The sequence below is a fragment of the Pseudomonas fluorescens genome, assembly GCF_902497995.1.
Taxonomy (GTDB): domain Bacteria; phylum Pseudomonadota; class Gammaproteobacteria; order Pseudomonadales; family Pseudomonadaceae; genus Aquipseudomonas; species Aquipseudomonas fluorescens_BK.
Map to the genome: position 1 here is coordinate 219,884 of NZ_CABVII010000002.1, position 23,532 is coordinate 243,415.

Consider the following 23,532-nt stretch of genomic DNA (forward strand, 5'->3'; position numbering starts at 1 on the left):
CGTGTCCGTGCTGCAAACGCCGATGAAGAGGCACTGATGTGGCTGTAAGGTGTTATTCAGTTATTTTTTTATACGGTTAATTGAATGGATATGGCGGTTTGCTCAGGCATTTCGATGGATTTTTGATTTGTTGTTTTTGACCGGTAGTGAGTAAATTGAAAGCTCAATTGAATAGCATACGGATTATGCGAAATGTCTGACCCTCTAATGGAAAAAATTACAATTGATGAGCCTGGCGATCATGAGCAGGGCCGTCACTTCGATTTCATAAAAAGCACGATTCCCGAATGCCTTATCCAGGCGTCACCGCTACGGCGCAAGGTACTCAAGGCAACTAAACCCACCCTTCCACACTGGTATGAAAATAGTTCGACAGATCAGCGAAGTGTATTAAAGGCATTCATTGAAGCTGACTGTCATGCGCAAAATAAATGGGACAAGACGATTGCGGCCCTGGAAAGTGTCACCACTTATGCCAAGCCCCTGTTGATCAAGGCTTTGGCTGAGACGGGTATTGAACTGGATGTAGAAAAAACCTGGGTGCGACTTTATTATCCGATAGATTACAAGTTTTTCGGTATTCCGACCGGCGTGAGCACCGGTGATGTGCGCAGCAGAACCTTTTCGTTGCTGCAGGCTGCATTGCATAATTTCGAAAATGTCGAGGCCGGGGAGGGTTATTTTGACAGTGACTCTTCATTTATTACTGAACCCGATGTGCAGGGGCAATTTGAAGTTCTGAATCTCGCCCTGAAGATACCGCAGTTCGTGACAATCTGCCGCAACCTGGATATCGGCGGTCAGTATGAGAAATACATCAATGATTTTCTTAATGAGGGGGATGCCGCACATCAGCAGGCGTTAAGCCAGACGTTCATCGACAGTAAAAAAACCGCCATGAAGGCCGCCGCTTATGCAGCGCTCCTGAAAAGTGATATCGAACTCACACATTACGAAATGTTAGTCGAGCTGATCAATGAGCAGAACACCGTCAAGGATAAAAGCAGCCGACGAACGATCAGCTACAGTCCGCTTCGGTTGATGGGGTACGAAATCGCCGAATGTGCGGTGTTCTTTCCAACCCACGCCAATCGTTACGACGGCAGTTATGTCATTGCCTATATTCCGGACGATCCCGAGCACGCGATTAAAAAATACGCCTCGTTCGCTGACTTCGAAGAGCAACTGACTCATCAGCTGATGTACCGCCCACCGGGCAGCAGAATCGATAGCGCCAAGGACGCACTCACCGACTATCAACGCTTCTTCAGCCGGTTCATCAGCGAAAAGGACCGGGGCCGTTTTTTTCTTCGGTTTACCCAGAAGGTCCTGGACGCGCCGTCCGGCATTTACTGGAAAGACCAGGTGCGCGGTTACCTGAAGTACCTGAGTCCCGTTTCAAGACTGGTCGGTCCCATAGAGGATCGGCACTGGCGGCGAGACCCTCGGGAGAATATCGATCTGCACGCCGAGCTGTCGCTGAATTTCCAGTGGGTCGGCATGGCTGGCATCTGGACTGAAATGTTCGGTCAGAGATGTCGGCAAATGCGTGAGGATGCGCAGGTCCTTGCCGTTTCCACCGCCGCCGAGGATGCCATCACCCGCGAACGTCGGCTCTCCAATTTCCTGAATATCGGCATGTCTGTCGTCGGTATCGCCGCGTTCTTTGTGCCGCCGGTAGGCGCCGCCATGCTGTTGGTCACCGCGGATCAGTTGTTATTCGAGACCATCGAGGGAGTGCGGGAGTTGAGCCAGGGCGACAAGGAAGCGGGCTGGGCGCACATCACCGATGTGCTGGACAACCTGGCGACGATGGCGGCACTGGCGCCGGTGTTTCACTACACGGTTTCGCCATTTATCGAAGGCTTGAAGGCCGTCACCCTGCCCAGCGGCAAGACGCGGTTGTGGAAGCCCGATCTCAAACCCTACGAGCGAAACGTCAAGTTGCCAGCAAACGCCAAACCCGACAATTTGGGACTGCATCGATATGCCGGTGAGGATATTTTGCCGCTGGAGGGCAAGCATTACGTGTTGAAAAAGGACCCGGACTCCGCAAAATACCGGATCCAGCACCCTACCAGGGAGGACGCCTATCAACCGGAGTTGAACCATAACGGCAGCGGGGCCTGGAATCACGAGATGGACACGCCCCTGGCGTGGTCGAAACACACGGTGTTAAGGCGTCTGGGACCCTCGATGGATGCCTTCACCGAGAGTGAACGCGAACACATGCTCAGGGTCAGCGGCATACATGAGGACGCGCTGCGTCGAATGCACGTCGAGAATGAGCCGACGCCGCCACTGCTGGCGGACACCATCACGCGGTTTCAAGCCTATGCCGATGCCGGCGAAGTGGGGGCCCAGATTCGTCGCGGGCAACTGCAGAATGACCTTTGCGGTTATGCCGCTTCCTTGATGGTCGAGCTCCCCGGATGGCCTCGTACCAAAGCGATAGAGGCGTTCGAGGGCCCTGGTTTTAGCGGTAACTCCGTTCAATATGGTGATATCGCCGCACCGGCTTCGGACGTCATCAGGGTCAGCCGAGCCGAGCTTATGGCGGGGCAATTGCCGGAGCGTGTGCTGTCTTCCCTCAGCGAGCAGCAAATCAAAAGTCTGGTCGGCCAACCTGTTGCGCCGCACCAGCGAGCCCAGACCTTGCAGGCTCGACTGGCCGACCATGCGGATCGGGCCAGAGTGCGGATATTCCAAAGTTTGTCCAAGGAGCGGGAGGGGCTGGGAAATTCCCGGACTCAGCTGGTCCAGCGTAGCTTTTCCTCGGTGTCGACCAGGCTCGCAACCGAACTGTTGGATGATGCGACGCCCGACGAGCTGCGACAGATGAAAACCACCCGGCGCCTACCGTTGCGGTTGGCGCAAAAAGCTCGCCTGGCGCAGCAGGAGGTGCGCTTGTCGCGCGCTTATGAGGGGCTTTTCCTGGGGGCGCTGGCTGGGCCGGACACTGAAAGCCTGGTCCTGCATACGCTGGCAAAACGACTGGGCACGCCAGGCAATTTGCGCATCGAGGTCCGGGATGGCTCCTTCACCGCAGCGATACGAGCCAGCGTCGGCCCCGAAGATGCCCTTGAGCGCAAAGTGCTGGTTCGCAGCGGGGATGGGCAGTACGAAGCACGCGACGCCAGCGACAATCATTTACACGGAAGGGCTGACTTGTATGCCGCCCTTCAGCACGCCTTGCCGGATGCTCAACGTAGATCCCTGGGTTTGCCCCATGTGAGTCAGGGCGCCGATCTCGAGGCACTGATCCAGCAACACGCACTCGCGCGTGATGAACTGCGCTCGGTCCTGAATATGCAGGCGCAGCGTCAACCGTTCTTCAAGCCACTGACGCTGTTGCCCGACGGTCGGCGCGGCTACCCCTTGAGCGGTAGCCGTCAGAGTGCATGGGAGCAGCTTATCGAGGCGCGGATCAAAAAGCTCTACCCCGAGTTTACCCGTGAAGAGATCGATGAGTTCGTTGCGGCCCTGGATGCTCAAGACGGCTCGCCAGAGCGCAACATGGCGCGGCTCGAGCGAGAGTACGAGGAACTGAATAACTGCCTGCAAGAGTGGTTGAGGGCGCCGAACGTGTATTCTGGCGCAAGAGGCAGCCCGCAGTACAACAGGGAGTGGGGCGCGAGGATAAAAATCGCCAAAGCCCTCATGCAAGCCTGGCAAAGGACCGGACCAAAAGACTATGACGCCTACGGCAATTATTGCGGCCAGAGAATTTATCTGAGCGATACCTCGTTGCAGTACCAGCTACGCAGCTTGCCGGCGCTGGAAGCGAATTTCGATCATGTCACCCGGCTGGAATTGATTCGTTCGCAATTCAGCAATAGGGTCGAGGGATTTCTTGGACATTTTCGCCAGCTTCGTGCCCTGGATCTCTCCAGTAACCAGCTGACCCGCCTTCCCGCAGCGATCAGCGACATGCCGCATCTGATTGAATTGCACTTGAGCAACAACCAGATCAGGTTGACCGGGCCAGCCGTCGAAAACATCAAGAACCTGACCCGGTTAAAAATCCTCGGGATGGAAAACAATCCCCTGGGCTTACCGCCCGATATCAGCCGAATGCCTGACTTGCACATAGTGAATTTATCGAAAACCGGCCTCGCCACCTGGCCTACCGGGACCTTTTCCCTGCCCCGACCCCGGCATTTCGATTTGCGACTGGTCGATAACCCCATTACCCGGATGCCGGTGGTGGCCCCGGGCTCTGTCCGGGCTGAAATAGTGGCGCGAACACTGATCAATCGCGATCCGCAATGGCTTTCGTCAGAAAATCTCACAACGCTTAGAACCTATATTGAATCGGTAGGTCTCGATCCTGACCGGCGATCCCCCAATTCGGTAATCTCTGACAGCAGTTTCTGGATCGAGGCGTTGCCGGCGGAGCAACGAGCGACTCCGCAACTGCGGGCGTTGAAACGTGATCTCTGGGGGGCGGTGGCGGACGAGTTCGGCTCCGAGGCATTTTTTGCTGAAATCCAAAAACTGGCCAGTTCCGCGGACGCTTCTCCCGTATATAGAGCCGAGCTTGCCGGCAAGGTCTGGCGAATGCTGGAAGCGGCGACTGAAAGCGCCGAACTGCGTGAGAAGCTCTTCATGGATGCATTCGCGCCCTCCACCTGTGTCGATTCCAGCGCGCAGGTTTTTAACGCCATGGGCATCGAGGTAATGGTTCATGAGGCCTACGGCCTTGTCAGCAAGGGTTTGGTCGAATCGGAGCTGGTGAGTCTGGCCAGAGGCAAGTCCCGTCTGGATGAACTGGGCAAGATCGCCCAAGCGAGAGTCAAGGAGCTGCTGGAGCAAGGCCGGAAATTTCCTGAGTATGATCTCAACGGCGACCCGATCATTCAGATGGATGAGGAGGGGAACTATGTCAGGTCAATCGATGCAGTGGAAATTCATCTTGCCTATGTCACCAAGCTGGCCGAGCGCCTGGATTTGCCCTGGCAGTCACGCAGCATGAAGGTTGACGAGCCGGATGTTACGCTGCCGATGATAGAGGCCGCCTACAAGCGGGTACTCGCGCTTGAGGAAGGAGATCTTCTGAGAGATTCAATTATCGAGCAGGATTTCTGGAGCAGGTATATCCAGGGTGAGGGTGTCAACCGCAAAGCGTTCAACAGCTTCCGGCGCAGAATCGACGCTGTGTTAGACCTGCAAGTCGCACAAACACAATGGACGCAAACCACCGATCCATCAGCGCGTACCGGACTGCGCGAAAAGATCGTGACACTCGCGACACTGCTTGGCAAACAGCCGGACGATGTTGCTCCAGGTCGGGTGATGACTGATGATGAGTACAGCTCGGAGCTTGTTTTGATCGATACCGAAAAGAGCGACCTGCTGAAGAAACTGACCCGGGAAGCAATGGATAGCGCCAAGCTTCAACGCGTCGAAATTCCCTTTACGGTGCAGTCGGATAACCGGTGAACTGTCGTTGAATCCAAGGCCTGGGGGCGATTTTGCGCTCAGGCCTTTTCATGTTCGGCCATTCAGAACAGAAAATATCGCTGCGCCATCGGCAGCACATCCGCCGGTTCGCACCACAACAACTCACCATCGGCCTTGACTTGATAGGTCTGCGGATCGACGTCGATTTTCGGCAGGTAGTCGTTGTGAATCAGGTCGGTTTTTTGCACGTCCCGACAGCCTTTGACCACGGCGATTTTCTTCTTCAGGCCCAAGGCTTCCGGCAAGCCTGCCTCCTGCGCTGCCTGGCTGATAAACGTCAGGCTGGTGGCGTGCAGCGAGCCGCCGTAACTGGCGAACATCGGGCGGTAGTGCACCGGTTGTGGTGTCGGGATCGAGGCGTTGGCGTCGCCCATCAGGCTGGCCGCAATGGCACCGCCTTTGAGAATCAGCGTCGGTTTGACACCGAAAAATGCCGGGCGCCACAGTACCAGGTCCGCCCATTTACCGACTTCCACCGAACCCACTTCATGGCTGATGCCATGGGTGATCGCCGGGTTGATGGTGTACTTGGCGATGTAGCGTTTGGCGCGGAAGTTGTCGTTGCCTGCACCGTCGCCCGTCAGCGCGCCCCGCTGTTTTTTCATCTTGTCCGCGGTCTGCCAGGTGCGGGTGATGACTTCGCCGACCCGGCCCATGGCCTGGCTGTCGGAGCTGATCATCGAGAACGCGCCGAGGTCGTGCAGGATGTCTTCGGCGGCGATGGTCTCGCGGCGAATGCGGCTTTCGGCGAAGGCCACGTCCTCGGCGATGCTCGGGTCCAGGTGGTGGCAGACCATCAGCATGTCGAGGTGTTCGTCGATGGTGTTGCGGGTGAATGGCCGGGTCGGGTTGGTGGAGCTGGGCAGTACGTTGGGGAAGCCGCAGGCCTTGATGATGTCCGGCGCATGACCGCCGCCCGCGCCTTCGGTGTGGTAGGTGTGGATGGTGCGGCCCTTGAACGCGGCGAGGGTGGTTTCGACGAAGCCCGATTCGTTGAGAGTGTCGGTGTGGATCGCCACTTGCACGTCGTATTGATCGGCGACGTTCAGGCAGTTGTCGATGCTCGCCGGCGTGGTGCCCCAATCCTCATGCAACTTGAGGCCGATGGCGCCAGCCTTGACCTGTTCGATCAAGGGCTCGGGCAGGCTGGCGTTACCCTTGCCGGTGAAACCGATGTTCATCGCAAACGCGTCGGCCGCCTGGAGCATCCGTGCCAGGTGCCACGGTCCGGAGGTGCAGGTAGTGGCATTGGTCCCGGTGGCGGGGCCGGTGCCGCCGCCGATCATGGTGGTGACGCCACTCATCAGCGCTTCTTCGATCTGCTGCGGGCAGATGAAGTGGATATGGGTGTCGATGCCGCCGGCGGTAAGGATCATGCCTTCGCCGGCGATCACTTCGGTGCTGGCGCCGACCGCGATGGTGACGTTGGGCTGGATGTCCGGGTTGCCGGCTTTGCCGATGGCGGCAATGCGCCCGTCCTTGAGGCCGACGTCGGCCTTGACGATGCCCCAGTGGTCGATGATCAGCGCGTTGGTGATCAGGGTGTCGACCACTTCGGCGGCCAGTAACTGGCTTTGGCCCTGGCCGTCGCGGATGACTTTGCCGCCGCCGAATTTCACTTCTTCGCCGTAGGTGGTGAAGTCCTTTTCCACTTCGATCCACAGCTCGGTGTCGGCCAGACGGACCTTGTCACCGACGGTGGGGCCGAACATGTCGGCGTAGGCTTGTCTTGAGATTTTCATGCGCTTGCCTTGGGATTCAATTGGATGTGAAATCGCATTCGCGGGCAAGTCGGATCGCCGCACCGCTCGCTCCTACAGGATTTAGGTCGGTCGCCGGTATGGGGACGACGCCAAACTGTAGGAGCGAGCGGTGCGGCGATCCGACTTGCCCGCGAAGGGGCCGGTGTGGACAACCCATTACTTACAGGTCACCCATGATCCTGCCGGCAAACCCGAACACCCGGCGATGCCCGGCCAGGTCGACCAGCTCGACCTCGCGGCTCTGCCCCGGTTCGAAACGCACGGCGGTGCCGGCGGGGATATTCAGGCGCATGCCGCGGCTGGCGGCGCGGTCGAAGGTCAGGGCGTCGTTGGTTTCGAAAAAATGGTAATGCGAGCCGACCTGGATCGGCCGGTCACCGCTGTTGGCCACCTTCAGGCTGAGCGTGCGGCGGCCGACGTTGAGTTCGATGTCGCCGGGCTGGATCTGGTATTCACCGGGAATCATCAATGGGCCCCCTGGAGGATCTTGTAGTAGAGCGCGGTGGGTTTGTAGCGGCCGCTCGGGTCGCAGGCGTAGTCGGGGATTTCACCGGCGCGGGTGTATCCCAGGGCCTTGTAGAAATCCTCGGCGGGGGAGCCGGCTTCGGTGTCGAGGAAGAGCATGCCACGCTTGTGCTGGAGGGCGGCCGTTTCCAGTGCACTCATCAACTGCTGGCCCAGACCCCGGCGACGGGCATCTTCGCGCACCAGCAATTTCTGCACTTCGGCGCGATTCAGCCCGTTGGCTTTCTGGCACAGGGTCAGTTGCACGCTGGCCTGTACCTGTTCGTCCTTGACCACTACCCATAACAGCACGTTGCCTTTGTTCAGGTCCTCTTGAACCTCATCGAACCAGGCGCGTGCCTCATTGGCGTCCAGGTTGGCCATGAACCCGACGCTGGCGCCATAGCCCACGGCATCGAGCAGCAGATCAATCAAACCCTGGCGATAGTGCGCAAAGCTTTCAACGTTGACGCGGCGCAGTTGGGCGGCGTTCATCGAGCGTTACTCCTTGTTGGCGGCAGGCGGTTCTGCCCCAGGATTGAGGGTCAGCTGCATGAAGGTCAGGTCCAGCCAGCGACCGAACTTGGTCCCCACCTGGGGCATCTGCCCGTTGGTCACGAAACCGGCTCGTTCGTGTAAACGAATTGACGCGGCGTTTCCGCTTTCGATGGCGGCAACCATCACATGCTTGTCGCAGCCTTTGGCGCGCTCGATCAGCGCAGCCATCAATTGTGGGCCCAGGCCATTGCCGCGCTGATCGCTGCGTACATAGACGGAGTGCTCGACGGTGTGGCGGAATCCATCGAACGGCCGCCAGTCACCGAATGACGCGTAGCCCAGCACTGTGTGATCGCTGTCGACGATCACCAGAATCGGATAACCCTGGGCTTGCCGGGCTCTGAACCAGGCCTGGCGGTTGCCCAGGTCCACGACCTTCTCGTTCCAGATCGCCGTGGTATTGAGTACGGCATCGTTGTAGATATCGCGGATCGCCGGCAGATCGGCCTGCACTGCATCGCGGATGTGATAAGTCATGGCGCGGCCTCAGGCGATCGGTTGGTGAACGGTGACCAGTTTGGTGCCGTCGGGGAACGTCGCCTCGACCTGGATCTCCGGGATCATTTCCGCGATGCCTTCCATCACTTGTTCGCGGCTGAGCAGGGTGGTGCCGAAGTGCATCAGATCGGCCACGGTCTGGCCGTCACGGGCGCCTTCGAGCAACGCCGCGGAGATGTAGGCCATGGCTTCCGGGTAGTTGAGTTTCACGCCGCGAGCCAAACGCCGCTCGGCCACGAGGCCGGCGGTGAAAATCAGCAGCTTGTCTTTTTCGCGTGGGGTCAGGTCCATCGTTTGGAATCCATAATCGGCAGTTTAAAAGGTGTTCGAACGGTGCATTCGGGGTTCCTTTGTAGGAGCGAGGCTTGCCCGCGAAGGGGGCCTCAAGGCCGCCAACAGCTTCGCGGGCAAGCCTCGCTCCTACAGGGGATCGGTGTTCAGGTGCTCCATATTCGTGGTGGGACGGCTTCTCGGCCGAGCAACGCAGGCCTGAGCAACCGCCACAAATCAATCAACCACCCCCGCGCCAACAGCGCCTCACTGGCCAGGCATCGTGCAACGAGAAGCCCTGGCAACTGGGTCAGATCCCCCCGCACCTCATTGGGCAGCGAACGGCACCGCTCCAGCAATTGGCTATCGATGTCGCCGGTCACCAGCAGGGTCGCAAACACCGGCTGCCCATCCAGCCCAATGGGCGAATCGAGCAATCCATCCCCGCCGACAATGCGCTGACGTTCGTGCCAGAGCAACCGGCCGTCGCGACGGATATCGAGTTGCGCCTGAAAATGCCCGAAGTCGAAGCGCTCGCCGCTGGCCGGTCGCCCCAGCGCGACCACGTCCCAGTAAAACAACCGGGCATCGCCTTCAAGCTCGACGCAGGTGCTGAGTTCGGCCTGCGCAGCGCTGAAAATGATGGTCTCCTGCGGCAACCATTCCAGTGTCGCACCGCTCGCCACTTTCAAGGCCAGCTGCTGATAAGCGGGTCCGGCCGCGCGATACCATTTGGCCGCGCCAGGACTGGTGATTTGTGCCCAGGCATCGCGGCCGACGCTGGCCGAAATGTCCAGACGGTCACCGCCGGCGATCCCGCCCGGCGGGTGGACGATGATGTGCTGGCAGACGTGCGGTCCTTCGGCATACAGATGCTTCTGCACCCGCAGCGGGCCTTTGTGCCGACGCTGAACCGGGCGCGTGCTGTCGCCGAATCGGGCGTAGCCCAGTTCCAGCTCGGCGTGCCAGCTCGGGGTAAACGGGGCAGTGGGGGCAGGTAAAGTCATGGTTTCCAGTTATCGTCAGGACGCTGCAGATTAGATCGATGCCTCATATCGAAGCCTCATATCGTAGCCTTATATTGTGACGAGGCCCCGCACACCCTCAGCTTCCATATTTTCTCCACGGCCCTGCTGCACGATCTCGCCCCGGGACATCACCAGGTACTGATCCGCCAGCTCGGCGGCAAAGTCGTAGAACTGCTCCACCAGTAGAATCGCCATGTCACCACGGGCTGCAAGTTTCTTGATGACGGCACCGATCTCCTTGATCACCGAGGGCTGAATGCCTTCGGTGGGCTCGTCGAGAATCAGCAACCGTGGACGGCTGGCCAACGCCCGGCCAATCGCCAGTTGCTGCTGCTGGCCCCCGGACAAGTCACCGCCGCGCCGTTGCTTCATCTGTAGCAGTACCGGAAAAAGTTCGTAGATAAATGCCGGGACTTCCTTTGCTTCGGAACCGGGAAATCGCGAAAGGCCCATCAGCAGATTCTCTTCCACGGTCAGTCGGCCGAAGATTTCCCGACCCTGAGGTACATAAGCGATCCCCGCGTGAACCCGCTGGTGCGGCTTGAACGTGGTGATCGGTTTGCCTTCCCAGTTCACCGCGCCTTCCTTGGCCGGCAACAGGCCCATCAGGCACTTGAGCAGGGTGGTCTTGCCGACGCCGTTGCGCCCCAGCAGGCACGTGACCTCACCGACCTTCACCTCAAACGTCAGGCCCCGCAGGATGTGGCTACCGCCATAGTACTGGTGCAGCTTGTCGACTTGCAGCATGTCAAATTCTCCTCAATCCCTTGTAGGAGCGAGGCTTGCCCGCTAAGGGAACGCCGCGGTGCAACTGTTAGACCGCGTTATCGTTCTTCGCGGGCAAGCCTCGCTCCTACGGGAGCAAAAATCAGCGACCGAGATAAACCTCGATCACCCGCTCATTATCCTGCACCTGTTCCAGCGACCCTTCGGCCAGCACGCTGCCCTGGTGCAACACGGTGACGTGGTCGGCAATCGCCCCGACAAAGCCCATGTCATGCTCCACGACCATCAGCGAATGCTTGCCGGCCAGGCGCTTGAACAGTTCGGCGGTGAATTCGGTTTCGGCATCGGTCATGCCCGCCACCGGCTCATCGAGCAGCAGCAGTTGCGGGTCCTGCATCAGCAACATGCCGATCTCCAGAAACTGCTTCTGACCGTGGGACAACAAGCCCGCCGGGCGATTGACCGAGGTGGTCAGGCGAATGGTGTCCAGCACCTCGCTGATGCGATCTCTCTGTTCGCCACTCAGACGAGCGCGCAGGCTGGCCCAGACCGACTTGTCGGTTTTCTGCGCCAGCTCCAGATTCTCAAACACGCTCAAGGCTTCGAATACCGTCGGCTTCTGAAACTTGCGACCGATGCCGGCCTGGGCGATCTGCACTTCGCTCATCTGCGTCAGGTCCAGGGTTTCGCCGAACCAGGCCTTGCCGTGACTGGGCCGGGTCTTGCCGGTGATGACGTCCATCAGCGTGGTCTTGCCCGCGCCGTTGGGGCCGATGATGCAGCGCAGTTCACCGACGCCGATGTACAGGTTCAGATTGTTCAACGCCTTGAAACCATCGAAGCTGACGCTGATGTCTTCCAGGGTCAGGATGGTGCCGTGGCGGGTGTTCAGGCCGGGACCGACGCGTTGCCCGAGGCCGATGGCGTCGCGGCTGCTGCCCGCGTCCTTGTTGGGCTCCACCGGGAAAAAGGCCGGTTCGAGCATGAATTCAGCCGTCGCTGTCACTCTCATTGATCACCCCTTTTTTTCAGCAGACCGATCACACCCTTGGGCAGATACAAGGTCACGACGATGAACAGCGCGCCGAGGAAGAACAGCCAGTATTCGGGGAACGCCACGGTGAACCAGCTCTTCATGCCGTTGACCACACCCGCGCCGAGCAGCGGACCGATCAAGGTGCCGCGACCACCCAGTGCGACCCAGACGGCAGCCTCGATGGAGTTGGTCGGCGACATTTCACTGGGGTTGATGATGCCGACTTGCGGCACGTACAGCGCGCCGGCCAGGCCACACAGCACTGCGCTCAACACCCAGACAAACAGCTTGAAGCCACGCGGATCGTAACCGCAGAACATCAGGCGATTTTCCGCATCGCGCAGGGCGGTCAACACCCGGCCAAACTTGCTCCGGGCCAGACGCCAGCCGATAAACAGGCTCGCCACCAGTAACACCACCGTGGCGAAAAACAGCACCGCGCGCGTGCCGGGTTCAGTGATGCCGAAACCGAGAATGGTGCGGAAATTGGTGAAGCCGTTGTTGCCGCCGAACCCGGTTTCGTTGCGGAAAAAAAGCAACATTCCGGCGAAGGTCAGGGCCTGGGTCATGATCGAGAAATATACGCCCTTGATCCGCGAACGGAAGGCGAAGAAGCCGAACACCAACGCCAATAATCCCGGGGCCAGCACCACCAGGCACATCGACCAGAGGAAGCTGCCGGTACCGGTCCAGTACCACGGCAACTCGGTCCACGACAGGAAGGTCATGAACGCTGGCAAGCCATCCCCCGAGGCCTGGCGCATCAGGTACATGCCCATCGCGTAACCGCCGAGGGCGAAGAACAGGCCGTGACCCAGAGACAGCAGGCCGGCGTAACCCCAGACCAGGTCCAGCGCCAGGGCGACGATGGCATAGCACAGAATCTTGCCCACCAGCGTCAGGGTATAAGCCGAGACGTGAAACGCACTGTCCGGCGACAACAACGAAAGCAACGGCAACGTCAACAGCAAAACGAGGATCACCGCGCCGACAGCGATCGTGACTTTGGGGCCGGCCTTTTGCGTGGCCGTGAGCATCAGAGGTTGGTTCATCAGTCGATCACCCGTCCTTTCAGTGCGAAGAGGCCTTGCGGACGTTTCTGGATGAACAGAATGATCAGCGCGAGGATCAGGATTTTGCCGAGCACCGCACCGATCTGCGGTTCGAGAATCTTGTTGGCGATGCCCAGGCCGAAGGCGGCCAGCACACTGCCGGCCAGTTGGCCGACGCCGCCGAGTACCACCACCAGGAATGAGTCGATGATGTAGCTCTGACCGAGGTCCGGGCCAACGTTGCCGATCTGGCTGAGCGCCACACCGCCGAGGCCGGCAATGCCCGAGCCGAGTCCGAAGGCGAGCATGTCGACGCGCCCGGTGGGCACCCCGCAGCAGGCGGCCATGTTGCGGTTCTGGGTGACGGCGCGCACGTTCAAGCCGAGGCGCGTCCTGTTCAGCAGCAGCCAGGTCAGCACCACCACAAACAGGGCGAAGGCGATTATCACGATGCGGTTGTAGGGCAGCACCAGATTCGGCAGAACCTGAATCCCACCCGATAACCACGCCGGGTTGGCCACTTCGACGTTCTGCGCGCCGAACATCAGTCGCACCAGCTGGATCAGCATCAGGCTGATGCCCCAGGTGGCGAGCAGGGTTTCCAGCGGACGGCCATAGAGGTGGCGAATGACTGTGCGTTCCAGGGCCATGCCGATCGCGGCGGTGACGAAAAAAGCCACCGGCAAGGCGATCAATGGATAGAACTCGATGGCTTGCGGTGCGAAGCGCTGAAACATCAACTGCACCACGTAGGTCGAGTAGGCACCGAGCATCAGCATCTCGCCGTGGGCCATGTTGATCACGCCAAGCAGGCCAAAGGTGATCGCAAGACCGAGGGCCGCGAGCAGCAGAATCGAACCCAGCGACATGCCGCTGAAGGCTTGCCCAAGCATCTCGCCGATCAGCAGTTTGCGTTTGACCTGGGCGAGGCTGGTTTCGGCGGCGGTGCGTACCGTGGTATCGGCTTCCACACCGGGTTCGAGCAAGCCTTCGAGGCGGGTGCGGGCCAGCGGGTCACCGGTTTCACCCAGCAGCCGGACGGCGGCGAGGCGCACGGTCGGGTCGGTATCGACCAGTTGCAGATTGGCCAGGGCCAGGCTTAAAGCCGCGTGAACGCTTTCATCTTTTTCACCCGCCAGCTGCTGATCGAGGAATGCAAGCTGCGCAGGTTTGGCGCTTTTCTGCAATTGCTGCGCGGCGGCCAACCGGATTTTGGCGTCGGCGGCGAGCAATTGGTGACTGGCCAGCGCGGTGTCGATCAGACCTCGCAGGCGGTTGTTCAGGCGCAGGGTTTTGGTTTGGCCGTCGACGGTCAATTCACCTTGTTGCAGGGCGTTGATCAGTTCGACACGGACCGGGTCGGGCTGCGCGGCCCAGCTTTCGAGAAGCCTGGCTTGCTGCACGGGATTGGCCGCGACGAAGTCTTCGGCGTCGCCTGAGTGTGCGGCCATCGGCAATAAAAATGCGATGGCAAGAATGAAGCGGTAAAGAGCAGTGGGCATGGAAAGTCGCCTTGCACGGACTTTGTGGGAGCTGGCTTGCCTGCGATGCAGACGACTCGATGTATCTGATGCACCGAGGTGACGCCATCGCAGGCAAGCCAGCTCCCACAGGGATTTATGTCGGTCCTGAACAAAGTGCCCAGGCCCGACATCCAGGGGCTTAGTTGCTCTTCACCGCATACTCCGGCTTCTTGTCGTTGCCCGGAATGAACGGGCTCCACGGCTGGGCGCGGATCGGCCCTTCCGTCTGCCACACCACGTTGAACTGACCGTCGGCCTGAATCTCGCCGATCATCACCGGCTTGTGCAGGTGGTGGTTGGTCTTGTCCATGGTCAGGGTGTAGCCGGACGGCGCGGCAAAGGTCTGGCCGGCGAGGGCTTCGCGGACTTTGTCGACGTCGGTGGACTTGGCTTTTTCGGCCGCCTGTGCCCACATGTGGATACCGACATAAGTGGCTTCCATCGGGTCATTGGTCACCGCTTTGTCGGCGCCCGGCAGGTTGTGTTTTTTGGCGTAGGCTTTCCAGTCGGCGACGAACTTCTTGTTCGCCGGATTCTCGACCGACTCAAAGTAGTTCCACGCCGCCAGGTTACCCACCAGCGGTTTGGTGTCGATGCCGCGCAGTTCTTCCTCACCGACCGAGAACGCCACGACCGGAACGTCGGTGGCTTTCAGGCCCTGGTTGGCCAGTTCTTTATAGAACGGCACATTGGAGTCGCCGTTGACGGTGGAGATCACCGCCGTCTTGCCCCCGGCGGAAAATTTCTTGATGTTGGCCACGATGGTTTGATAGTCGCTATGGCCGAACGGGGTGTAGACCTCTTCGATGTCCTTGTCCGCCACCCCTTTGGAGTGCAGGAACGAGCGCAGGATCTTGTTGGTGGTGCGCGGGTAGACGTAGTCGGTGCCGAGCAGGAAGTAACGCTTGGCGCTGCCGCCTTCTTCACTCATCAGGTATTCCACTGCCGGGATCGCCTGTTGGTTCGGCGCGGCGCCGGTGTAGAACACGTTTGGCGACATCTCTTCGCCTTCGTATTGCACCGGGTAGAACAGCAGGCCGTTGAGCTCTTCGAACACCGGCAGCACCGATTTACGTGAGACCGAGGTCCAGCAACCGAACACTACGGCTACTTTGTCCTGGGTCAGCAACTGCCGACCTTTTTCGGCGAACAGCGGCCAGTTCGACGCCGGGTCCACTACCACAGGTTCGAGCTTCTTGCCGTTCACGCCGCCCTTGGCGTTGATCTCGTCGATGGTCATCAGCGCCATGTCCTTGAGCGAGGTCTCGGAGATCGCCATGGTCCCGGACAACGAATGCAGGATACCGACCTTGATGGTCTCGGCGGCCTGGACAGTCCAGGTCATGCCCATCGCGGCAATGCTTGCCGATAGTGTGAAAGCCTTGATCAAGCTGCGACGCTTCATTGTGCGATCTCCATGAACAAGAGTTTATTTGATTGGCAACACTGAAGGGGTATTAGCAAGGGTTGTGCCCAGTCGGAGAAAGGCAAGGAAATGTCGTATTGGCAGGGATGGGAGAGAGATGTTGCGCACCATGAATGGACAGACTCATTGGACTGATGCGCGCGGATGCGCCAGATTGGTGCTTGTGACGTGTCGCGCTGTAAATGCAGGGTTGCGCGGCTGCCCGTCTGTATCAATGCGTTGCTAAAGACATATATATCGCACCAAGGATCGAACAGCGCTTTAAATTGATGCTGCTCATTAGCAATGAACTCAGTGAGTGATATTTATTTATTTCGTCCTATCAATAGGTGAACCATGGATGGCATATCAGATCGAGAAAAAGGTGTAGCGAAGTCAATGGTTGAACTGCCTGCGCTGAGTCCCCCGCTTGTCCCTACCACCGATGCTGGCTGGCCAGTGTTGAGCCCAGCATTTCTTTCGGCGGATGATGCCGCTTGTTATGTCCATGAACGGATCGGAAACAAGCGTGATTGTGAATATGGCGGCTACATTTTTCAGCGTGTTGATCAACGATTTGTTGCTTCAGAACCGATGGAAAGTTTGTCGAGCCCGCTGGCTTTTGGTTTGTTCTATCCGACGGACGGCAAGGGGCATCCAATTGTTCCCAAGGGCCACGTCGTGCATGCCAGGTATGCGTCTCACAAAGCGCTCTCAATGAGCGATCCGGCAAAAGTAGAGGCATTGAACTGGTCGCGGCAAGAGGCCGATGTCAGTGCTCAAATGTTTCGTGAAGAGGAAATGTGGGAAATGATCTTCAGGGAGTTTCCTGCCTACCTTTCAGCCGCCGAACACAGTTTGATCATGTTCAAGCCCGGTCCCGTCAAGCTCCACGAGCCATTACTCCGACGCCTTGGCACCAAGAACAAGCCTGGACAAATTGCTTTGGGTCTGGAAAACGGAACAATAAGACCCAGCGACGTCGTCAAAGAACTGGCTGCTGCCGGTGATTTACGCGTTGTGATAAGCAGTGACCTGTGGGGCGCAGCGGGTAGCGTGTCAGCGCACTGGGCTCCTTTTTCCGCAAAAAAACAACGTGAAGTTCCTCGGGAGGTTGCTTTCGGAGCGATTTTTCCCAGTGCGGATGAAGCCGGCGAGGATATGCACTCCCGCGCCAGTGGTCGCTATGACACAGAGCACACCTCCTTTGGTTTTATTCTCAAACATAAGGACAAAGAGCAATACATCGCGACGGAGCTTGTTCCTGTCAGTGGTGTCAGGGACAAACTCTTCTCCTTAACAAGCTTGTTCGGTATTTCCAGGCGCGGCGTGTATCTGTTCCCCCAGGATTTTGAACTTGATGCCTACTTTTACTCGAAGCGTGGGGTCGAAGGTTTTCCGGCAAGTCCAAAAAACTGGTTGAAACAATACTTCATTGATCCCGTGGATTTGTTTGTCGTTGTTTATGATGCCAAGCGTCGGCGAGTGATCAGGCCCGACAAGATTTTACCTGTCTATATATCAACGCTGGAGGGGGCGCTGTTGAAGTATTTGCCTCGCGCTTCGACCAAGCTGTTTGATGATGACACACCGAATATGGGGACGGATGCCATCCGGAACAATCTGGCAAGCGGAGCGTTGACCCCCACGGGTTTCGTCAGGGTGGTCGCGAACAGTGGTCAACTCAGCGTGCTGCGCAGCAGTCTGTGCTGGGACAGAACGGGGGCGGTCGATACTCTCTGGTTCCGTTATATGAACTTGCAGCGTCGCCCTCTCAGTCCGCTGTTCTTAACGCCGGATGACGCGGCCCGCCATGCTCGTGCACAACTGCTGACCCAGCGTGACAAGGCTTATGGCGGCTTGATCCTGCGGCGCCGGGACGGCTTCTATCTGGCGACCGAACCGGTCCCGGTGCCAAGGGAGGACTTTGCCTTCGGCTGGATATTTCCGGACGAGAGTACCACCACCGGCCAATTCCCGGCAGGCTGCGAAATCGTTGCGCGTTATCGCTCCCGGACACAAAAAGAGCTGCCTTTTTTATTGTCGCGGACCGAATCACAGGTCTACCTCAATATGTTATCGACAAAAACGCTGAGGACAGCGTTTGGGCGAAGAACCTCGCGTATTGATGAGTACTTGCTTGGTCCTGACGGTTCGCTGATTCGCTATCTGCCAAGTATTTTTACCGTCGGTGTTTTCGCCATGGAAAGGGATCTCATCGACTATCACTTGCTGCCCGATACGCTCAAAGGCCGCTCGATCAAGCAGCGGATTCATTGGGGGCTTCTGAAACCCAGTGAGTGGGTCAATCAATTGGGCGCAATGGGCACTTTGCAGATTGTTGTGGGGAGCACGTTGTGGGGGCCGCCCCGAAGGGCAATAACCTGGACGCCCAATCCTGAGCCGGCGCCGACACAAACCGGCTACTCCAAGGCTATCACCGAACCGGCCTACAGCCCTTTATTCACACAGGAGGAGGGAGGGGCACGTTATGCTCATGAGCAGGCAGGAAGTCGTGATGCACTGAAGTTCGGGTTCATTTTGAAATATTCGCGCGATCATATCTATGTCGCGAGTATGCCTCTTGAGGCTGAAGATTCGAATTTTGTGTATGACCGTGTATTTCTCGATGGTTCATTACCTTACCGCTACGACGTGCAGGGCCTTTATGTGTGTGCAGGGAAATCGCCGGCCAGTTTGCCGGACGAAGATCATCGGCACTTTTTCTCTCCGATGGATGTTCGGCATGCGCGTGTTCGCGCGGATACACCCCAAGGATTCAAACCGATCTACTTTTCGTGTGCCGATGGCGCTTTGTTGAGGATTAAGCTTGATCCCTTTGACCCCGAATCGTCGTTGGATGATTTTGGCCAGATCAAATTCAGGCCCAATCCATTTGCTTCACTTGAGCAGGCACAAAGCGATCAGCGCGATATAGCGAGTGGCGTATTTAAACTCAGTAGCTACATTCAGCGCATGACCAGGGCCGGACATCTGGAAGTGCTGATTACAAGTCATTATTGGTCCCGCCAGGGTAAAGTTTCACCGGACTGGACCCCGCGTATGGCACCCGCTGCGGATGCCGGATCGTTGCTGGCCTTGGGACCGGTTTTTCACCATGCCGATGATGCCGCTCGCTATGTTCAGCTGAGAGCGGGGGGCCCTGATGGTAAAGGAACGGTGTATGAAAGCGCCATTCTGACTAATTCGGGTAGTACTTCGTTCATCCCGCTGGAACCCTTGGGGGTAGCGCAGGATACTGACCAGGTTCTGCGACCTGTCTTTCACACGACGCCGGATCCCCTATTTGCTGATGGCTATAAGCTCATGGCGACTCATCGGCTGTATCAGTCAGGAAATTCCCTGAATGCTGACGACCCTGATTCGGTACACGACAATTTTATCTCGTCGTCGCTCTTGCATGCCAATACGTACGGTCTCAAAGCCAAGGGACTTGCTATCAGTGACCATTATTATTCGTCGCAGCATGGGGCATTACTAAGGTATACACCGGTCTATTCGACAGCTGAAGAAGCGTTGCTCCGGACGAAACAGGTCAGCATTTCTGACGGTCATTGGATCACGCACTTATCGGCCGGTGAGTTCATTTCCCGCCTGAGCAGCATCGGTCAATTGCGGGTGTTGGCTGCCGGTGGCTATTGGCAGCAGACCGGGCGTGTCGGTGCTGACTGGAGGATTAGCCGTCGGCAAAAATCCGAAGACTCAACAGTGCGAACCCGGGACGAGCTATGAGCTGATGGGAACCTGCGCGCAAACTTCGGAGGGATGAGCTGAAATTCGCTAAACGTTAAAAACGCCCCTTTTGGAATCTCCTCCAATAGGGGCGTTTTAACGTCTGCGCATCAGCTCGTTCGCCGACGATTGCGGCCCGCATTGTACTGGCGACGCCGTAACATGTTTGCCGCAGTCCTCAGGCTGAAGATGAGGCTGACTCAGCTTTGCCCGTCAATCGTGAAAGAAGCACTCGATCCACGATCCACACCACAATCAACGAAACCCCCACCAACGGAAATGCCACCGCTAACGCAAACATGACGACCATCGCCGTTTTCCACTTGGGCAGATCATGACGTAACGGCGGAACACCGAGTCGACCTTGCGGACGACGCTTCCACCAGATCACCACGCCGCTGACGGCGCTGAGCAGGATCATCAGGCAGATCAGCAGCACGATGATCTGGTTGAACACACCGAACATTTTGCCTTCGTGCAGCATCACGCCCACTTCCGTGGCGCGGGCGACGTTGCCGTAATGCTCCCAGCGTACGTCGGCAAGGACGTCGCCGGTATATTGATCGACATGCAGGGTGGCATCATTGCGCGGGTCGTCGGCGAATATGGCGATGGTAAAGACACCGGTGGCCGTCGTCGGGAAGCTGATGCTGTAGCCCGGTTCGACCTTGCGTTGTTCGGCGATATCCTGCACGTCTTGCAGGCTGATGGTGGGTGCGGCAGGGCCGGCCTGCGCGCCACTGTGGGCCATGTGTTCGGCGTGGTCGCCGGACATCGGCATTGGCGTGTTTTCCATGGCCCACGGCACGGTCTGGCGCGTGGCGCTGTTGAGGCTGCGCGCTTCGACATCGGACTTGGGCATGTCATTCCACATGGCGTCCGGGAACACGTTCCACACGCCGGCGTATTGCTTGCCCCAGAACCCGGTCCAGGTCATGCCGCTGAGCAGCATCACCAGCAGAAACGCCGCCCCCCAAAACCCGGTGACCGCATGCAAGTCACGCCAGAACACGCGTCCGCGACTGCTCAGGCGCGGCCACAAGACGCCGGCTGCCTGGCCTCGTGGCCACCACAGGAACACCCCGGAAACCACCAGCATGATGCCCCAGCCAGCGGCGAGTTCGACCAGGCGATCACCGACCGTGCCGATCATCAATTCGCCGTGAATCGCGCGCGCCACCGCTTGCAGATTCAACTTGGCGTCTTGCTCGCCGAGGATGTCGCCGTGGTACGGATCGATGAATACGTTCAGCTCCTGGCTGCCGTTGGCAACGACAAATTGTGCGCTGCGTTCGGCGTTCACCGGTGGCAGGTACTGCTTGATCGTTGCTTGTGGATAAGCTTCTTTTACCCGCTTGAGCAGCTCGTCGGCCGGAACGCTGTGGTGACCGGCGGGGACGTTCAGCAGGCTGCCGTACATCAGCGGGTCGAGTTGCGGTTTGAACAGGTAGATGACGCCGGTCAGGGCGAGCATCACCATGAAGGGCGCGACGAACAGGCCGGCATAGAAATGCCAGCGCCAGGCCAGGTTGTAGAAATTCGGTTGGGGCTGTTTCACGGTTGTGCTCCGCTTGGCTTGGTTCTTTGTTGTTGTCGGGTAACTGCTGCGCAGTCATTCGCGAGCAGGCTCGCTCCCACAGGTTCAACACTGTCCACGTGGGAGCGAGCCCGCTCGCGAAGCTCTTGAAAGTCGTAAACGACACGGCCGACAGCCCGGAGCTGTCTTCTGAACCGTATGAGATCGCAGGTGGGTGTTTACGCGACGATGGGCGGAGCGCGGGTGCGGGCGCCGGGGAAGAAGGTTGCCCGGGCATGACCCAGACGGGGGGAGGGGATGGTGTAGGTAGTGGCTTTGGGGGTGTCGAATGCGACGAAGGACTGGCCGCCGGTGAGCGCCGGGCAGTTGAACAGCAGGCTGCAATAGCCGCACTTTTCCCACAGCGCGTGATGTTCGGCCTGCGGCGGACAATGCTCGGCGGCGGGAGAGGCGCCATGCTCGGCGTGCTCCATCGCCGGGTTATCCATGTTCATGTCCATCGACAGGCTCATGGATACGTTCATCACTGCCGAGGCGCGCTGATCCATCGGCATCGACTGGGAGACCAGCGGACCGATAAAGATCATCAACATGGCGAACAGACCGATCCAGCGGCCGCGGGTCAGGCTCAATGGCTGACGGCGGTGCGCGGATGACCTGGCGCTAAGCGGGCGCATGGGCGTGTTCAGCTCTTCGGATTACTGGACGTGCGCATGGGTTTGCGTGCCGTCCGGTGCCTTTTTCTGCACCGTGACTTCGACGGTCACGTCACCGGACTTTTCGAAATGCATCGTCAACGGGAATCGTTTGCCATCGCTCAGCAGGCTGCGATCTTTCAGCTCCAGCAGCATCACGTGGTAGGCCATGGGGGCGAAAGTGACTTCGCCGCCCGCGGGGATTTCGACGCTCGGCACCTGCTGCATTTTCATCAGATCGTTCTGCTTCACATGCTCGTGCAACTGAGCAATGCCGGCAATGGGCGAGTCGACGCTGAGCAGCCGGTCGGCGGATTTACCGCTGTTGTGGATCACGAAGTAAGCCGCGACGGTCGGCGCGTTGGGTGGCAACTCCTGCGACCAGGGGTGAGCGATTTCCAGCTCTGCGGCCTTGTATTCGTGGGCATTGGCAAGGCAGGCAGGCAGCAGCAATGCAGTCAGAACGATGAGTTTGTTCAACATGGCAGTTCTCCGGAACGATTCAAGACGCAGGTCAATTGCGAGAAGGAATCACACCAGCGGAGATGCACGGGGGTTGAGACTCGGCCGTTGCTGGCGGGGAGCAGGTGTTTCGAGAGAGGCGGCGGGCAGGCTTCGATTGGCCTCGAAGCGGGCGAAATACAACGGCGGCACATGCCCGGGCAACGCCACCAGTGGTGCCGAGCCGGAGCAGCACCAGCAATGCTGCATAGTGGAATGATCGTCACCCTGCGGGGCTTTCTGCTCGATATCGCCCAGGGAAATCGCCACCATCTTCGTGCCGCCGGACGAACAGAAACTGCCCCACAGCAACTGTTCGGCAGGCAATTTCGCCGACTGCGCCATCGCTCCGGTCATCGGCATGGCGAGCATGTTGAACAGCACTGCGAAGCAGGCGATCCAGGCAATTGCAAGCCGTTGTCGGGACATGGGACGGATCCGGTGGGTGAGCGATCAGGCGCGGCTATTTAGCCTGATCAGGGCCGATAAGTAAAAAAGCGGCGTGCGGTGTGGTGTCGCAGTGTGAGCTGACTTTTCACGCCTTCAGTGGGCACGCACCGAATGCACTTGTATATCTACTCCCAGCGTAGCGCGAACCACTGCGAATATCGCAGCCAGATTGTCCATGCTTGGGTTGCCCTTGGCAGACAACATTCGATGAAGGCTCTTGCTGGGTTTTGCAGTCTCCTTGGCCAATTCTTCGAAACCTACGGTGGCGTTAACGAGATCGCGCAAAATGATTCGGGCAATTTCAGGTTCACCATTAAGAAACAGAGTAGCAGCCTCATCCAACAATGCCTGGGCGAACTCCGGGTCACGCTGGGCACGCTCGGCAATGGTATGTTTGTAGCTTCGGGTGAGCGCCATGACTTATCTCCGGTTTCGTTCTGCTTTTTTTCGGGTTCGAAATTCGGCTATCAGTGTTTTTGCCCGTTTGATATCGGATTTTTGAGTGGACTTATCGCCTCCACCAAAAAGAATGATCAGGCGTTTCCCCTCCTGCACCAAGTAGATTCTGTAACCTGGTCCCCAATTTATTCGGTATTCGCCGAGGCCATCGAACCACTTGATGTTGGATGTGTTACCTAGCTCCAGCCGGACCAGCGCGCTGGATACCTTTAGCGCTGCCTGCGCATCCAGGGTGGAAAGCCAACGTCCAAAGGGGCTGATTTCGTTTTCCTGCAAGTATTCTTCAAGTGTGATCACAGGTGGCTCTGAAG

19 protein-coding genes are annotated in these 23,532 nt (G+C 58.4%); 2 read left to right on the top strand and 17 right to left on the bottom strand.

The features are described from left to right. The first annotated feature begins 192 nt into the window (after positions 1–192). Positions 193–5,442: an NEL-type E3 ubiquitin ligase domain-containing protein gene (locus tag F8N80_RS02965; RefSeq protein ID WP_150783183.1), complete on the top strand. Its 5,250-nt coding sequence runs from the start codon at positions 193–195 to the stop codon at positions 5,440–5,442. A 62-nt stretch (positions 5,443–5,504) separates the two neighbouring features. Here F8N80_RS02965 and ureC read toward each other — a convergent pair whose 3' ends face one another. From ureC to urtA, 11 genes are all read right to left on the bottom strand, one after another. After that, positions 5,505–7,205, bottom strand: coding sequence for an urease subunit alpha (gene ureC / locus F8N80_RS02970; protein WP_150743968.1), 1,701 nt, complete (start codon positions 7,203–7,205; stop codon positions 5,505–5,507). Between the two features lie 181 nt (positions 7,206–7,386). Further along, entirely contained in the window at positions 7,387–7,692 is a 306-nt protein-coding gene (locus F8N80_RS02975; protein WP_030128285.1) for an urease subunit beta, read from the bottom strand. Further along, positions 7,692–8,225, bottom strand: coding sequence for a GNAT family N-acetyltransferase (locus F8N80_RS02980; RefSeq protein ID WP_150783184.1), 534 nt, complete (start codon positions 8,223–8,225; stop codon positions 7,692–7,694). Before F8N80_RS02980 ends, F8N80_RS02975 begins: the two co-directional genes overlap by 1 nt. A 6-nt stretch (positions 8,226–8,231) precedes the next feature. Further along, the gene (locus F8N80_RS02985) at positions 8,232–8,765 is read right to left on the bottom strand and encodes a GNAT family N-acetyltransferase (RefSeq protein ID WP_150743970.1); all 534 of its coding nucleotides are present in this window, start codon (positions 8,763–8,765) and stop codon (positions 8,232–8,234) included. Positions 8,766–8,774: 9 nt separating this feature from the next. Continuing rightward, positions 8,775–9,077, bottom strand: coding sequence for an urease subunit gamma (gene ureA / locus F8N80_RS02990; RefSeq protein WP_150743971.1), 303 nt, complete (start codon positions 9,075–9,077; stop codon positions 8,775–8,777). A gap of 146 nt (positions 9,078–9,223) precedes the next feature. After that, a complete protein-coding gene (locus F8N80_RS02995; RefSeq protein WP_150783185.1) occupies positions 9,224–10,063 on the bottom strand; it encodes an urease accessory protein UreD in 840 nt (279 codons plus the stop codon). A 69-nt stretch (positions 10,064–10,132) separates the two neighbouring features. After that, positions 10,133–10,831, bottom strand: a complete 699-nt coding sequence (urtE, locus tag F8N80_RS03000) for an urea ABC transporter ATP-binding subunit UrtE (protein WP_019582243.1) — start codon at positions 10,829–10,831, stop codon at positions 10,133–10,135. 121 nt (positions 10,832–10,952) lie between these two features. Continuing rightward, complete coding sequence (gene urtD, locus F8N80_RS03005; protein ID WP_150783186.1) at positions 10,953–11,822, bottom strand: urea ABC transporter ATP-binding protein UrtD; 870 nt, start codon at positions 11,820–11,822, stop codon at positions 10,953–10,955. After that, complete coding sequence (gene urtC / locus F8N80_RS03010; protein WP_150743974.1) at positions 11,819–12,898, bottom strand: urea ABC transporter permease subunit UrtC; 1,080 nt, start codon at positions 12,896–12,898, stop codon at positions 11,819–11,821. Before urtC ends, urtD begins: the two co-directional genes overlap by 4 nt. Beyond that, complete coding sequence (gene urtB / locus F8N80_RS03015) at positions 12,898–14,400, bottom strand: urea ABC transporter permease subunit UrtB (protein WP_150783187.1); 1,503 nt, start codon at positions 14,398–14,400, stop codon at positions 12,898–12,900. The genes urtC and urtB overlap by 1 nt, the downstream gene beginning before the upstream one ends. A gap of 160 nt (positions 14,401–14,560) precedes the next feature. Continuing rightward, on the bottom strand, positions 14,561–15,826 hold the full coding sequence (gene urtA / locus F8N80_RS03020; RefSeq protein WP_150743976.1) for an urea ABC transporter substrate-binding protein: 1,266 nt from the start codon (positions 15,824–15,826) through the stop codon (positions 14,561–14,563). Positions 15,827–16,183: 357 nt separating this feature from the next. Here urtA and F8N80_RS03025 point away from each other — a divergent pair, with 357 nt between their 5' ends. Beyond that, positions 16,184–19,579 carry a DUF4329 domain-containing protein gene (locus tag F8N80_RS03025; RefSeq protein WP_224790630.1) on the top strand — a complete coding sequence of 1,132 codons (3,396 nt, stop codon included), beginning with the start codon at positions 16,184–16,186 and terminating at the stop codon, positions 19,577–19,579. A 178-nt stretch (positions 19,580–19,757) separates the two neighbouring features. Here F8N80_RS03025 and F8N80_RS03030 read toward each other — a convergent pair whose 3' ends face one another. The 6 genes from F8N80_RS03030 to F8N80_RS03055 form a co-directional block, all read right to left on the bottom strand. After that, positions 19,758–21,137, bottom strand: coding sequence for a PepSY-associated TM helix domain-containing protein (locus F8N80_RS03030; protein ID WP_150783188.1), 1,380 nt, complete (start codon positions 21,135–21,137; stop codon positions 19,758–19,760). A 197-nt stretch (positions 21,138–21,334) separates the two neighbouring features. Continuing rightward, positions 21,335–21,793, bottom strand: a complete 459-nt coding sequence (locus F8N80_RS03035; protein WP_150783189.1) for a DUF2946 domain-containing protein — start codon at positions 21,791–21,793, stop codon at positions 21,335–21,337. 21 nt (positions 21,794–21,814) lie between these two features. Beyond that, on the bottom strand, positions 21,815–22,294 hold the full coding sequence (locus tag F8N80_RS03040; RefSeq protein ID WP_150783190.1) for a copper chaperone PCu(A)C: 480 nt from the start codon (positions 22,292–22,294) through the stop codon (positions 21,815–21,817). 48 nt (positions 22,295–22,342) lie between these two features. Further along, entirely contained in the window at positions 22,343–22,741 is a 399-nt protein-coding gene (locus tag F8N80_RS03045; protein WP_150743981.1) for a DUF2946 domain-containing protein, read from the bottom strand. A 114-nt stretch (positions 22,742–22,855) separates the two neighbouring features. Then, positions 22,856–23,179, bottom strand: a complete 324-nt coding sequence (locus F8N80_RS03050; protein WP_150783191.1) for a helix-turn-helix domain-containing transcriptional regulator — start codon at positions 23,177–23,179, stop codon at positions 22,856–22,858. 3 nt (positions 23,180–23,182) lie between these two features. Next, on the bottom strand, positions 23,183–23,518 hold the full coding sequence (locus F8N80_RS03055; protein ID WP_150783192.1) for a type II toxin-antitoxin system RelE/ParE family toxin: 336 nt from the start codon (positions 23,516–23,518) through the stop codon (positions 23,183–23,185). Positions 23,519–23,532 lie beyond the last annotated feature (14 nt).